We start from the raw sequence: 13,142 nt of genomic DNA, 5'->3' as shown, positions 1-13,142 counted from the left end.
GGGGTGGGTGGGACATGGTTCTCCTCCTTGATTTCCGGACCGTCCGGCGAGTGGTCAGTCTATACCCCCGGGGGGTATCTTAACGTCAGAGTGGCGGAATACCCAGGCGGGGTATACCGTTGGGACAAGTACACCGACCGAGAACGACACGGAAGAGGATGAGATGACGACGAACGAGTACCAGGTGACGGGCATGACCTGCGGACACTGCGAGATGTCGGTGCGTGAAGAGGTCGAGCAGATCGCCGGCGTCGAGGGCATCCAGGTGAGCGCGAAGACCGGGCTTCTCTCGGTCACCACATCCGCGGAGATCGACGACGCGCAGATCCTCGCGGCCGTCGAGGAAGCGGGCTACTCGGCGGTACGAGCGTCATGAGGACCGGCGCACGGCTGGCGCTCTACGGAGCAGGGCTGGTGGTGGCCTTCGCCGGCGCCTTCGGCATCGCCGCAGCCGTCGCGCCGGATGACATCGTGACGGCATCCGAAGAAGGGAATGAGATGAACCAGCACGGAGACGGTCACGCGACCGGGCCCGAGTCGGCCGAATCGGCGCCGGAGCTGGCCGCCGCCCTCAAGGGCCTGGCGATCAGCATCGACGGCTACGTGCTCTCGCCGGTCGAGGCTCCCGCCGTGGTCGGCGAGGCGGAAGAGCTGAGCTTCCGGATCGAGGATGCCGCGGGAGACACGGTCACCGACTACACGACCTCGCACGACAAGCAGCTGCATCTGATCGTCGTGCGCTCCGACGGCACCGGCTTCCGCCACGTGCACCCGGAGCTCGACGACTCCACCGGCACCTGGTCGCTCCCCTGGGAGTGGACGGATGCCGGAACGTACCGCGTGTTCGCCGACTTCACCCCGGCGGACGGCGAGGGCATCACGATCTCCCGCACCGTCCAGGTCGCCGGCGACTTCGCCCCTGTGGCATCCGAGCCGAGCCAGGTCGATGAGGTCGACGGCTTCACCGTCTCTCTCGAGGGTGCTGTGGTCGCGGGCTCCGCGAGCGAACTGACCATCTCGATCTCGCGCGACGGCGAGCCCGTCACGGCTCTCGAGCCCTACCTCGGCGCGTTCGGCCACCTGGTCGCGCTGCGCGAGGGCGATCTCGCGTTCCTGCACGTGCACGCTGAGGGTGACGAGCCGCAGGCCGGAGACACCGCAGGACCCGAGATCACGTTCTTCGCCGAAGCTCCGACCGCCGGCCGCTACCTGCTGTACCTGGACTTCCAAGTCGACGGCGAGGTGCACACGGCGTCGTTCGTGGTCGACGCCGAGCACGGAGACCACTCATGAGCACTTCCCTGTCGCAGACCTCGGGGTCCGGGGTCGAGCTCGAGATCGGCGGGATGACCTGCGCCTCCTGCGCGATGCGGATCGAGAAGAAGCTCAACAAGCTCGACGGCGTCACGGCGACCGTGAACTACGCCACCGAGAAGGCGAAGGTCACCGTGCCGGAAGGCTACGACACCGCCGCGCTGATCGCCGAGGTCGAGAAGACCGGATACACGGCCGCGCTGCCCGCACCGAAGTCGGCGCGACCGGCCGGAGGCGCCGACGACGACGAGGACCCCGAACTGCGCTCGCTGCGCCACCGGCTGATCGGTTCGATCGTGCTGACCATCCCGGTCATCGCGATGGCGATGATCCCCGCGCTGCAGTTCACCTACTGGCAGTGGGCGTCGCTGGCGCTCGCCGCGCCCGTGATCGTCTGGGCCGCCTGGCCGTTCCACCGTGCCGCGTGGATGAACCTGCGTCACGGCGCCGCGACCATGGACACGCTCATCTCGATGGGCACCTCGGCCGCGTTCCTCTGGTCGCTGTACGCGCTGTTCTTCGGGACGGCGGGCACCCCGGGGATGACGCACCCGTTCGAGTTCTCGCTGTCGCCCTCCGACGGCGCCGCGAACATCTACCTCGAGGTCGGCGCGGGCGTGACGATGTTCATCCTCGCCGGGCGCTACTTCGAGAAGCGGTCGAAGAAGCAGGCGGGCGCTGCTCTTCGCGCGCTGCTCGAGCTCGGCGCCAAAGAGGTGTCGGTCGTGCGCGACGGCTCTGGAGGGAAACCCGTCGAGGTGAAGATCCCCGTCGAGGACCTGCGCGTCGGCGACCAGTTCATCGTCCGCCCGGGCGAGAAGATCGCGACCGATGGCATGGTCGTCTCGGGCACCTCGGCGGTCGACGCCTCCATGTTGACGGGGGAGTCGGTGCCAGTCGAGGTCGCCGAGGGCGACGCCGTCACCGGTGCCACCACGAACATCGGGGGACGACTCGTGGTGCGCGCGACGCGCGTCGGATCCGACACGCAGCTGGCCCAGATGGCTCGCCTCGTCGAGGACGCGCAGACCGGCAAGGCCGAGGTGCAGCGGCTCGCCGACCGCATCTCGGGCGTCTTCGTGCCGATCGTGATCGTCATCGCCGTGGTCGCCCTCGGCGCGTGGCTGGGTGCCGGATTCCCGGTGGCTGCGGCTTTCACGGCGGCGGTCGCGGTGCTGGTGATCGCTTGCCCGTGCGCCCTGGGGCTGGCGACGCCGACCGCGCTGCTGGTCGGCACCGGTCGCGGCGCGCAGCTGGGCATCCTCATCAAGGGCCCGGAGGTGCTGGAGTCCACGCGCACCGTCGACACCGTCGTGCTCGACAAGACCGGCACGGTCACCAGCGGCAGGATGATGCTGGTCGACGTGGTCGTCGAGCCGGGTACCGATCGCGCCGAGCTGCTGCGCCTCGCCGGTGCTCTGGAGGATGCATCCGAACACCCGATCGCGCAGGCCGTCGCGAAGGGCGCGACGCAGGAGGTCGGCTCGCTGCCCCCGGTCGAGGGCTTCACGAACCTCGAGGGCAGGGGCGTGCAGGGCGTCGTGGACGGCCATGCCGTGCTCGTCGGCCGCGAGTCGCTGCTGGCCGAGTGGTCTTTGCGGTTGAGTCCGCCGATCGCGCAGGCGAAGGCGGATGCCGAGGGCCAGGGCAAGACGGCCGTCGCGGTGGGCTGGGACGGTGAGGCACGCGGCATCCTGGTCGTGGCAGACACCGTCAAGCCGACCAGTGCCGAGGCGATCCGGCAGTTCACGGCTCTCGGGCTCACGCCTGTTCTGCTCACCGGCGACAACGAAGCGGTCGCACGGCAGATCGCGGCCGAGGTGGGGATCGACGAGGTCATCGCCGAGGTGCTTCCCGCCGACAAGGTCGACGTGATCCGGCGCCTGCAGAGCGAGGGCAAGGTCGTCGCGATGATCGGCGACGGCGTCAACGACGCTCCCGCTCTCGCGCAGGCCGATCTCGGGCTCGCGATGGGAACCGGAGCGGATGTCGCGATCGAAGCGTCCGACATCACGCTCGTGCGGGGGGATCTGCGCAGCGCGGTCGATGCGATCCGGTTGTCGCGGAAGACCCTCAGCACGATCAAGGTGAACCTGTTCTGGGCCTTCGCGTACAACGTCGCGGCGATCCCGGTCGCTGCCCTCGGCATGCTCAACCCGATGCTCGCGGGCGCGGCGATGGCCCTGTCGAGCGTCTTCGTGGTCGGCAACAGCCTGAGGCTGCGCGGGTTTCGGAGCGTGGCGCGGAACTGAGCCCGCCGACACCCCGGCTTACCGCCGAGACCCCGGCCTGTGGGCGTCACCAGGCCGGGGTCTCGGCAACTATCGGGGGTCTCGGCGAGCCGGTGTGACAGATTGGGGGGGTGACCTCTCCTTCTGTCCCACTCGACCCCCCGCGCCGCACACTCCTCGTCGGCTTCGGCAAGCTCGCCGTCCGTCTCGCGCCCCGGCTGCTCGCCGACGGCGGCGAGGTATTCGCCCTGCGCCGTAGTGAGGGCGAGCTGCCGGAGGGCGTCGTCGGTTTCCGCGCCGACCTGACGGCCCCTCTCGAACAGCCGCTTCCCGAAGTCGACGCGATGGTCGTCACCCTCCCGCCTCCGGGAGGCGTCGACGGCTACCGCATCGCCCTCGCCCACCTCGCCGCCGCACTGCCGGCGATCCCGGCGCGCACCGTCTTCGTCTCTTCCACCGGAGTCTTCGAGGGGTCGGCATCCGACCACGCGATCACGGAGCAGGACGAACCCGTGCCGACATCCGATCGCTCCCGCGGGCTGTACGACGGCGAGCGCGCGGCGATCGAGTTGTTCGGCGCGGTCATCGTGCGGCCGTCCGGGATCTATGGCTCCGGCCGCGGGTTCCTACTCCGGCAGGTGCGCGAGCAGGCGACGGTCAACCATCGCCGTCGCACGAACCGCATCCACGAGGTCGACCTGGTGCGCACGCTCGATCTGCTGCTGCGGATGCCGGAGCCCCCGGCGCTCGTGCACGCGGTCGACGAGGCTCCGGTGCTGCTCGGCGAGGTCGTCTCCTACATCGCCGGTGAGCTCGGGCTGCCCGTGCCGCCCGACGACACGTCCGCCGAGCCGACAGGACTCGTCCATGACGGATCGTTCCTGCGGTCGCTGCTCGGCACCCTCGACTACCCGACCTACCGCGAGGGGTATGACGAGATGCTCGTGGGCGGGCCGAGAGCCTGAACCGCGTCGCCTCCCACTCATCGTCGCATCGTCCAGGTCGAGCAGTGAATGCACCATTCCGGGCTCGGCGGTCGCGTCGTAGCGTGTGCGCGAAGCGAGATGCGACGATGCATCGCGCGCGACGAGAGGAACGACCGTGCGTGGTGTGATCCTTCCAGGCGATTCGACGGCGCAGGTCCGCGACTTCCCCATGCCGCAACCCGGTCGCGGACAGGTGGTGGTCCGCACTGGGGCGTCGGGCATCTGCGGCAGCGACATCGGCTACATCTACCGGGGATACAAGACCCACAAGGGGCTCAACGGCGAGCCGGCGTACAAGGGAGTGATCGCGGGACATGAGCCTTGCGGTCGGATCGTCTCCGTGGGTGAGGGCGTCCGCAGATTCGGCGTGGACGACGACGTCATCGTCTACCACATCCACGGGTGCGGCGTCTGCCGGAATTGCCGGGCGGGGTACGGCATCAGCTGCTCGGATCAATCACGACGGCAGGCCTACGGATGGCAGCGCGACGGCGGTCACGCGGAGTTCGTGCTGGTGGACGAGAGCGAGTGCGTCCCGCTGACCGCGCCGCTCTCCTACACCGACGGCGCGCTCATCGCGTGCGGCTTCGGCACGGCATACGAGGGTCTTCGTCGGACTGGTCTCCACGGCGGCGAGGACCTCCTTGTCGTCGGACTCGGTCCGGTCGGGCTGGCGGCAGCGATGATCGGGCGGATGCTCGGAGCGCGACGCGTGATCGGACTCGAGCGGAATCAGGAACGGATCGAGTTCGTACGCGGGCTCGGGCTCGTCGACGAGATCGTCATCGCGGACGACGACGCCGTCGACTCCGTACTCACCCTGACCGGCGGCAAAGGCTGCGAGGTCAGCGTCGACGCGTCCGGCAGCACGCCGGGCCGGCTCGCTGCGGTCTCCGCTGCGGCGGAATGGGGGCGGGTCGCCCTACTCGGAGAAGGGGGCGCGCTCGAGACCGAGGTCTCCGAGAATCTGCTGCACAAGCAGCTGACGATCACGGCGTCGTGGGTGACATCCGTGCAGGGGCTGGAGGACTTGGCCCGGATGCTGGCTGCCGAAGGTCTTCACCCTGAGATCGTCGTCAGCCATCGTTTCGTCCTGGAGGATGCCGATGAGGCCTACCGAGTCGCCGCCGGCGGAGCCACAGGGAAAGTCGTGCTGATGCCCCTGGTCAGTGCCTCGGAGAAGTCGACTCGCGAACGATCAGATGCGGCCGGATGATCTCTGCGGAATGAGCGTGGTTGGCTCCGTCTGTGAGCTCGTCCAGGAGCAGCTCGACCGCGTGCTCGCCCATCGCTTCCTTCGGCTGACCGATCGTCGAAAGCGCATGGCGGCCGTCGAGTCCGAGGTCGCCGTAGCCGATCACTCGGGCGTCGCGCGGCACGGAGACGCCGCCGCGCGACAGCCCCTCGAGCACCCCGGTCGCCAGCTGATCGTTGATGCAGAAGATACGGCGCGGCGCGCCCGTCGCGAGGATCCGCTCGGCTGCCGCGATGCCGGCGTCGACCGTCATCTCGTCAACCGTGATCTCGACGAGGTCGCGCTCCGAGAGATCCGCCTCGCGAAGGGCCTCGATAGAGCCGGCGTGCCGATCACGGCACTGGGGGATGGATCGCTCTCCGTTGACGAGTGTGATCCCGTCGCCGGGCGAGGACAGGAGGTGACGGACGGCGAGGTGACCGCCGTGTACGTCGTCCACTGCAACGGAACAGCCCTGAGCCGTATCGATCGGCCGGTCGACGAGGATGATGTGCGTGCCGATGCTCCGCAGCATCGCGAGTCGCTCCGCCTCGGGGTTGATCGGCACGACCAGCGCTCCGGCGGCACGCTGCTGCGCGAGCATCTCGAAATGACGCCGCTCCCGAGCCGGGTCCTCGTGGGTCACGCACAGCGATACCGCGTAGTTGTGCTTGTCGGCCGCATTCACGACCGCATCCGCGATCGCGGCGTAGAACGCGTTCGTGATCTCGGGGACGATCAGACCGAGAACACGGCTCGCGCCGCCGCGCCGTAGCGTGGCGGCGGATCGATTGGGCACGTACCCGAGCTCATCGATCGCCGCCTGTACGCGGCTGCGCATCCGGTCGGATACCAGCTCCGGCCGATTGATCGCAGTCGAGACGCTGCCGACGGACACACCGGCGAGCCGTGCGACATCGATCTGATCCGGCTGTCGCTCAGTGTCCACGTGCTCTCCAAGAAGGGGGATCGCCGCGACTCGGCGACGCGGGTGACGACGCCGGCAGGCGCTGTCGGATCGTACCCGAATATATCGCCCGCCTCTCAGTCATTCACGCGGATCATCGTCTTCACCTCGGTGTCGAGCGGCACCGTCCACGCCTCGATCGCCCGATCGAAAGGCAACGCGCGGGTGACCAGAGAGTCGGCGTCGATCCGCCCGGCGGCGAGTGCGTCGATGACCGTCGGCCACGTGAACGCGTAGCGCATGACGCCCTGGACGGAGACCTCTCGCTCGATGATCGCCGGCATCGGGATGGAGGCATCCTGCGCACCGACACCGATGAAGATCGCCTTGCCGCCCGGTGCCACCTTGAGACAGGCGTCGTGGCGCACGACGCCGACGCCGGTGCATTCGACGACCGCGTCGAACAGTTCGTCGATGTTGACGAGGTCGGCGCCGACCTCGCATCCGTAGCTCGCCGCCTTGGCGCGCCGCTCAACCTGCGGTTCGACGAGGACCACGCGCGACGCTCCGTGCAGGAACGCCAACTGCGCGGCGAAGAGACCGATCGGCCCGCCGCCCGTGATGAGTAGGTGGCTGCCCGCCGAGACCCCTGCCTTGCGGATGCCGTTGAGTGATACCGAGATCGTCTCCACCATGGCCGCCGCATCATCGCTGACCGAGTCCGGGATGACGAACGCGTTCTCCACGGGCACGCGGAGGAACTGCTGCAGAGCGCCGTCCGTGCCCGGAACCCCGAAGAACTTCTGATCGGGATCGAGGTTGTAGCTGCCCCGTCGTGCCTGCGCGGATCGAGGATCAGACATCAGCGGCTCGACGGACACGCGACGGCCGACCAGCGCGGCATCCGCGGTGGATCCCACCTGGACGACCCGGCCGCCAAATTCGTGACCGAGCACGAGCGGCTCGGTCACGATCTCGCTGCTCGCCCGCCCTTCGAGATAGAAGTGCTTGTCGGAGCCGCAGACCCCCACGGACCCGATCTCGATGAGTGCTTCTCCGGGCTCGGCGTCAGGAATCTCGCGCGTCTCGAAGCGCAGATCCTGCGGGCCGTGCAGCACGAGCGCCCGCATCGTCCGGGGTGTTCCTGTCGACGTCGTCGATGACATCTTCTCCTGCTTTCTTCAGGGGCTTCACGCTCAGATTCGCGAGATATTCCGAACTTCGCTTGACGATCTTCCCGACCTGCGCATACAGTTGGGCCGCTACCTGAGACGTTTCAGTTTCAGGGACTATACCGCACCGAAGACGTTGCGGTGAATCAGAAGCCAGAAGCGCCACACGGCGCGGAAGGGATCATCGTGGATCTCTCAGCATCACGTATTCGCAGGACGGCGGCCATCGCCGTCGTGTTGGGTCTCGCACTGACCGGATGTGCCGCAGGGTCGGGAGGATCGGGAGGCTCCGACGGCTCGGCCGACGACGACACCCTCAAGATCGGGGCCATCTACCTCGACACCCAGGGTTTCTACGCGGGTGTCAAGAAGGGCGTCGAGCTCGGCGCCGACGAGGCCGGCAAGAAGGTGGAGTTCGTCGAGACGAACGCCGCTGCCGACGCCTCCAAGGAGTCTGCCTTCATCGACACTCTCATCTCTTCGCAGGTCGACGCCATCCTGCTCTCGGCGGTCTCCGCCGACGCCTCGGTCGCGGCTCTGCGCAACGCCTCCTCGGCCGACATCCCCGTCATCTGCTACAACACCTGCATCAATGACGACGACGCCCAGAAATACGTCAAGGCCTATGCCTTCGGCGACCCGGTCGAGTTCGGGTACAAGACGGGCGAAGCCGCCGCGGACTACTTCGAGGCGAACGGCATCGACGCCCCGCAGATCGCAGTACTCAACTGCGAGTTCGTCGAGGTGTGCGTGAGCCGGCGTGAAGGCTTCGAGAAGGCGCTCACCGAGCGCGGGATCGACTACACGCTCGTCGCCAACCAAGAGGGAAGCGATCCGACCGAATCCATCGGCGTCGCCGAGAACATCCTCACCGCGAACCCCGCCATCGACGCGTTCTACGGCGAATCCGGCGGCGCGGCCATCGGGGCCGTGAAGGCGGTGGAGAACAAGGGCTTCACCGGGAAGACCGTCGTCTTCGGCTCCGACATGACCGCCGATCTCGCCAAGGCGCTTGTCGACAACACCATCCTCAAGGCGTCGATCGACGTCTCGGGGATCGCCGTGGGCAAGGCGGCGATCGCCGCGGCGATCGCCGTCCACGAAGGCAAGGAGCAGGAGTTCACCGTCGCCGTGCCGATCGACGTGTACACCACGCCGGATCAGGGCACGGAGTGGCTGGAGACCCACCCCGACGGAATCCCGTGAGCCCGGCCGTTCGCCACTGACCCTCACCAGCGGAAGAAGGCACGGAGATGACATCTGATGAGTACGTCGCCGAGGTCGTGGGCGCATCCAAGTCGTACGGTCCGGTCGTCGCGCTGACCGACGTCAGCTTCACGATCGGCCGGGGTGAAGTCCGTGCGCTTCTCGGGAAGAACGGCGCGGGCAAGTCGACTCTCATCCGCCTGCTGTCCGGAGCTGAGGCTCCGGACAGCGGGGATGTCATCGTCGGCGGCGATCGGCTCGGTGGAGCGGGCGTCGACGGCGCTCACCGGCTCGGCGTCCGCACGGTCTACCAGGAGCTCTCCCTGATCGGCAGCATGACCGTGGCGGAGAACATGTTCATGGGCCGCTGGCCCTCGTCCCTCGGAGCGCTCAACTACCGGCGGATGCATGCCGCCACACGTGAGGCGCTGTCGCGGCTGGATCTGCGCATCGATCCCGGTCGGGTCGTAGACGAGCTGAGCGTCGCCGATCAGCAGCTGGTCGAGATCGCGAGGGCCATCTACGACGAACCCCGGCTCCTGATCCTCGATGAGCCGACGAGCTCGCTGGCCGCGGCCGAAGTCGACCGGGTCCTCCGCGCGGTGCAGGCCATCGCCGCCGGCGGCGTCGCCGTGCTCTACGTCAGCCACCGGCTGGGGGAGATCAGGAAGATCGCAAGCACGGCCTCGGTCATGCGGGACGGCCGCCTGATCGACACCCGCAGCCTCGCGGAGGTCGACACCCGCGAGGTCGTGCAGATGATGATCGGGAACGCCGTGGAGGACTTCGCTCCGATCCGGGAAGCGAAATCGGACCCTGGCACCGTGGTCCTGGAGGTCTCCGAGATCCATGAGGAGCCGCATCTGCACGGGGCATCGTTCGCGCTGCATGAGGGCGAGGTGCTGGGCATCGCCGGGGTGCTCGGCAGCGGACGCACCGAGCTGCTCGAGATCATCAACGGGCTCGCGGCCGCGGCATCGGGGACCGTGCGGATACGGGGGCGCGATCTCTCCGGACGCGGTCATCGTGCGGCGCTGCGCAGCGGCGTGGGGATGACCCCGGAGAGCCGAAAACAGGACGGCATCTTCCCGGCCCTCGGCGTCGACGAGAACATGCTCGCCTCAGATTGGAAGGCCGTCTCGTCGGGCGGATTCACCTCGCCCCGAAAGATGGCCGGCGCCGCCAAGGCGCTGATCGATCGACTCCACATCAAGACTGCCTCGCCCCGCGCCGAGATCGACACTCTCAGTGGCGGCAACCAGCAGAAGGCCGTAATCGGTCGATGGCTGCATGCACGGAGCGACATCCTGCTCCTCGACGAGCCGACCCGGGGTGTCGATGTCGAGGCGAAGGCTCAGATCTACGCCCTGATGCGAGATCTCGCCGCGGCCGGCACCTCGATAGTTTTCGTGTCGAGCGAGATGGAAGAGCTGCCGTCGGTCTGCGACCGGGTGATCGTCCTCCGCGGAGGACGGATCGTCGAAGAGCACCGGGCGCCGCGGATCAACACCGACGCCATCCTCACCAGCGCCATCGCCGGCCCTGATCTTCCCCCCGATCGGAAGGACCCCTCATGACAACGACGTCGAGCACCCCCACCCGAAGCGCACGCGCTCCCCTTTTCCGCGCTCTCAACACCCAGCGCATCAACGAGATCGGGCTCGCGGTCGCGATCATCGTCCTTGCCGTCGTCCTCGCCAGTGTGGCCCCGGGCTTCGCGACCGGGAACAACGTGTGGAGCATCCTCCGCGACGCTGCCACGGTCGGCATCGTCGCGTGGGGAGCGACTCTCGTCATCGTCGCGGGCGAGATCGACATCAGCATCGGCCCAGCGGTCGCCTTCTGGTCGGTGATGCTCGCCGAGATGGCGGGGCCGTGGGGCATCGGTCTGCCCGGTGGCATGATCGCCGTCCTCGTCGGCGGTCTCGTCGTCGGCGGGCTGGCCGGATGGCTTCGCGCCGTGCTCGGCATCCCCTCGTTCATCGTGACACTCGGTCTCTGGAGCGCGTACCGCGGACTCGCCCAATTCATGACCAACGCCCTGCCCGTGCCCGTCGAGACCAACGAATTCTTCGATCTCCTCGCAGGGTCCATCGGCCCGGTCCCGACGCCGGTCGTGGTGTTCTTCCTCCTCTTCGTGGTCTTCTACTTCGTATCCACGCGGACGAGCTTCGGCCGCTCGGTCTTCGCGGTCGGCGGCAACGCGCGGGCGGCGATGCTGTCCGGCATCCACGTCACGCGCACCCGGATCGCCGTGTTCGCGATCACCGGGCTCCTCGCCGCTGTCGTGGGCATTCTGCTGACGGCACGTCTGGGATCCGGCAACAGCGGAGCGGCGACGGGACTCGAGTTCGACGTCATCGCGGCCGTCGTCGTGGGTGGCACGGCGCTCGCCGGAGGGCGCGGCTCGATGCTCGGGACACTCCTCGGAGTCATCTTCATCGCGATGATCGGCAACGGCCTCATCCTCCTGGGCGTCAACTCCTATGTCCAGGACGTCGTGTCCGGCGCGATCATCGTGGTGTCGGTCCTGATCAACATCCTCCTGAGTCGAAGAGGGAAGAAGACCGTTGACTGATCTTTTCGCCGCACGCATCCCGCACCCAGAGAACCGAGGTCGACCATGACATCTCACCCGTTCCCCGTCATCGCTCCGGAGCCGCTGACACGCGTGCCCTCAGAGCACCCGAAGATCGCGCTCGTCTCCGGTGGGCTGGGCGTGTATTGGGGCCAGTTCGACGGGCTGCTCGACACGGTCCGCGCTTCGGCGGCCACCATCGCCGCCCGGATTGAGGGCATCGGCGCCACAGTGACAGATTTCGGTGTCGTCTCCGATCCGGTGGGCGGGGCCGCTGCTGCCGACCGCATCCGGCAGGCCGACGTCGACCTGATCGTGCTGTTCGTGTCGACCTACATGACCAGCGCGCAGGTACTGCCCATCTTCAAATACGGCGGTGCGCCGATCCTGCTCGTCTGCCTGCAACCCGGCCGGAGCATGGACCACGAGAACTTCGGAACCGGCGATTGGCTCGGATACGCCGGCTCGGCGGGGCTCCCCGAGATGTGCGTCGCGCTGGAGCGTCTGGGGCTGCCCGCCCGCAGTGTTTCCGGACACCTCGACGACGAGCGCGCCTGGGAAAAGATCGGCCGTTACATCCGCGCCACCGGTGTGAAGGCCACGCTGCGTCGCGGTCGGTATGGCCTGCTGGGACACCTCTATCCCGGGATGTTTGACATCGCGTCCAACATCACGTCGACCTACTCCACGTTCGGCGGTCACGTCGAGATACTCGAGCTCGATGATCTGCGGCGCCTGTACGAGGGGGTGACGGAGGAGGACACCGAGACCAAGCTCCGCACGGTCGAGAAGATCTTCTCGATCGATGCCGGCGCGGATCGCACGAACATCCGGTTCCAGGCGCAGGTCTCGGTCGCCCTCGACCGCCTCATCGAGGAATACGACCTCGACACGCTCGCCTACTTCCACATGGGCAACTCCGACGACATCTACAGCCGGCTCGCCACCGCATTCCCGATCGGCGCGACGCTGCTGTCGACCCGCGGGATTCCGACGGTCACCGAGTTCGAGCTCCGTGCCGGCATCGCGATGCTGATCACCGGACAGCTCGGGGGCGGCGGCACGTTCACCGAGGGGCAGGCTCTCGACTTCGACCGCGGACACGTGGAACTCGGCCACAACGATGCGGCGGATGCGTCGATCACGTCCGATCGACCGGTCCTGCGCAACCTCGAAGTGTTCCACGGCAAGTCCGGAGGCGGGGCATCCGTCGAAGCGACAGTCCGCCCCGGACCCGTCACCCAGTTCTCGATCGGGGAGATGCATGACGGACGCCTGCGCTTCATCGCGTCGGAGGGCACGGCCGTGGCAGGTCCCGCGATCAGGATCGGCAACACGACCACCCGTGTCGACTTCGGGTGCGACCCGGGCGACTGGACCGATGCCTGGGCGCAGTCCGGGTCGACCCATCACTGGTCCATGGCAGTCGGACACCTGGCGAAGGACATCGAGGCGCTCGCCGACCTGCTCGGTGCCGAGTTCCGCCGGATCCCGCCGTCGTCCTAGACCAACAG

At 67.8% G+C, this 13,142-nt stretch carries 11 protein-coding genes; 9 read left to right on the top strand and 2 right to left on the bottom strand.

What is annotated here, in order from left to right:
• Positions 1-163 precede the first annotated feature (163 nt).
• The 5 genes from RS85_RS03830 to RS85_RS03810 all read left to right on the top strand — a co-directional run bounded on the left by RS85_RS03830 (position 164) and on the right by RS85_RS03810 (position 5,747).
• Entirely contained in the window at positions 164-376 is a 213-nt protein-coding gene (locus RS85_RS03830; RefSeq protein WP_046012093.1) for a heavy-metal-associated domain-containing protein, read from the top strand.
• Positions 373-1,293 (top strand): hypothetical protein, encoded by a 921-nt coding sequence (locus tag RS85_RS03825; protein ID WP_046012092.1) that lies wholly within the window; start codon positions 373-375, stop codon positions 1,291-1,293. The genes RS85_RS03830 and RS85_RS03825 overlap by 4 nt, the downstream gene beginning before the upstream one ends.
• Positions 1,290-3,566 (top strand): heavy metal translocating P-type ATPase, encoded by a 2,277-nt coding sequence (locus tag RS85_RS03820; RefSeq protein ID WP_046012091.1) that lies wholly within the window; start codon positions 1,290-1,292, stop codon positions 3,564-3,566. Before RS85_RS03825 ends, RS85_RS03820 begins: the two co-directional genes overlap by 4 nt.
• A 110-nt stretch (positions 3,567-3,676) precedes the next feature.
• Entirely contained in the window at positions 3,677-4,510 is an 834-nt protein-coding gene (locus RS85_RS03815) for a sugar nucleotide-binding protein (RefSeq protein ID WP_052703367.1), read from the top strand.
• A gap of 145 nt (positions 4,511-4,655) precedes the next feature.
• Positions 4,656-5,747 carry a zinc-dependent alcohol dehydrogenase family protein gene (locus RS85_RS03810; RefSeq protein WP_235282326.1) on the top strand — a complete coding sequence of 364 codons (1,092 nt, stop codon included), beginning with the start codon at positions 4,656-4,658 and terminating at the stop codon, positions 5,745-5,747.
• On the opposite strand, the gene RS85_RS03805 is transcribed toward RS85_RS03810, so the two are convergent.
• On the bottom strand, positions 5,698-6,714 hold the full coding sequence (locus RS85_RS03805) for a LacI family DNA-binding transcriptional regulator (RefSeq protein ID WP_046012088.1): 1,017 nt from the start codon (positions 6,712-6,714) through the stop codon (positions 5,698-5,700). The two genes, RS85_RS03810 and RS85_RS03805, sit on opposite strands and share 50 nt — an antisense overlap.
• Positions 6,715-6,809: 95 nt before the next feature.
• The gene (locus RS85_RS03800; RefSeq protein ID WP_052703364.1) at positions 6,810-7,838 is read right to left on the bottom strand and encodes a zinc-dependent alcohol dehydrogenase; all 1,029 of its coding nucleotides are present in this window, start codon (positions 7,836-7,838) and stop codon (positions 6,810-6,812) included.
• A gap of 192 nt (positions 7,839-8,030) precedes the next feature.
• Here RS85_RS03800 and RS85_RS03795 point away from each other — a divergent pair, with 192 nt between their 5' ends.
• From RS85_RS03795 to RS85_RS03780, 4 genes are read left to right on the top strand one after another with little or no spacing between them, the layout of a single operon-like run.
• Positions 8,031-9,050, top strand: a complete 1,020-nt coding sequence (locus RS85_RS03795) for a substrate-binding domain-containing protein (protein WP_200894785.1) — start codon at positions 8,031-8,033, stop codon at positions 9,048-9,050.
• Positions 9,051-9,097: 47 nt separating this feature from the next.
• Entirely contained in the window at positions 9,098-10,627 is a 1,530-nt protein-coding gene (locus RS85_RS03790) for a sugar ABC transporter ATP-binding protein (protein WP_046012086.1), read from the top strand.
• Entirely contained in the window at positions 10,624-11,628 is a 1,005-nt protein-coding gene (locus RS85_RS03785; protein ID WP_046012085.1) for an ABC transporter permease, read from the top strand. Before RS85_RS03790 ends, RS85_RS03785 begins: the two co-directional genes overlap by 4 nt.
• Positions 11,629-11,673: 45 nt before the next feature.
• Positions 11,674-13,134, top strand: coding sequence for an L-fucose/L-arabinose isomerase family protein (locus tag RS85_RS03780; RefSeq protein WP_082087478.1), 1,461 nt, complete (start codon positions 11,674-11,676; stop codon positions 13,132-13,134).
• Positions 13,135-13,142: the final 8 nt, after the last annotated feature.

The organism is Microbacterium sp. SA39 (genome assembly GCF_000967865.1).
GTDB lineage: Bacteria > Actinomycetota > Actinomycetes > Actinomycetales > Microbacteriaceae > Microbacterium.
The sequence above is the reverse complement of the archived record's forward strand: the minus strand, read 5'-3'. Positions and strand labels throughout refer to the sequence as shown.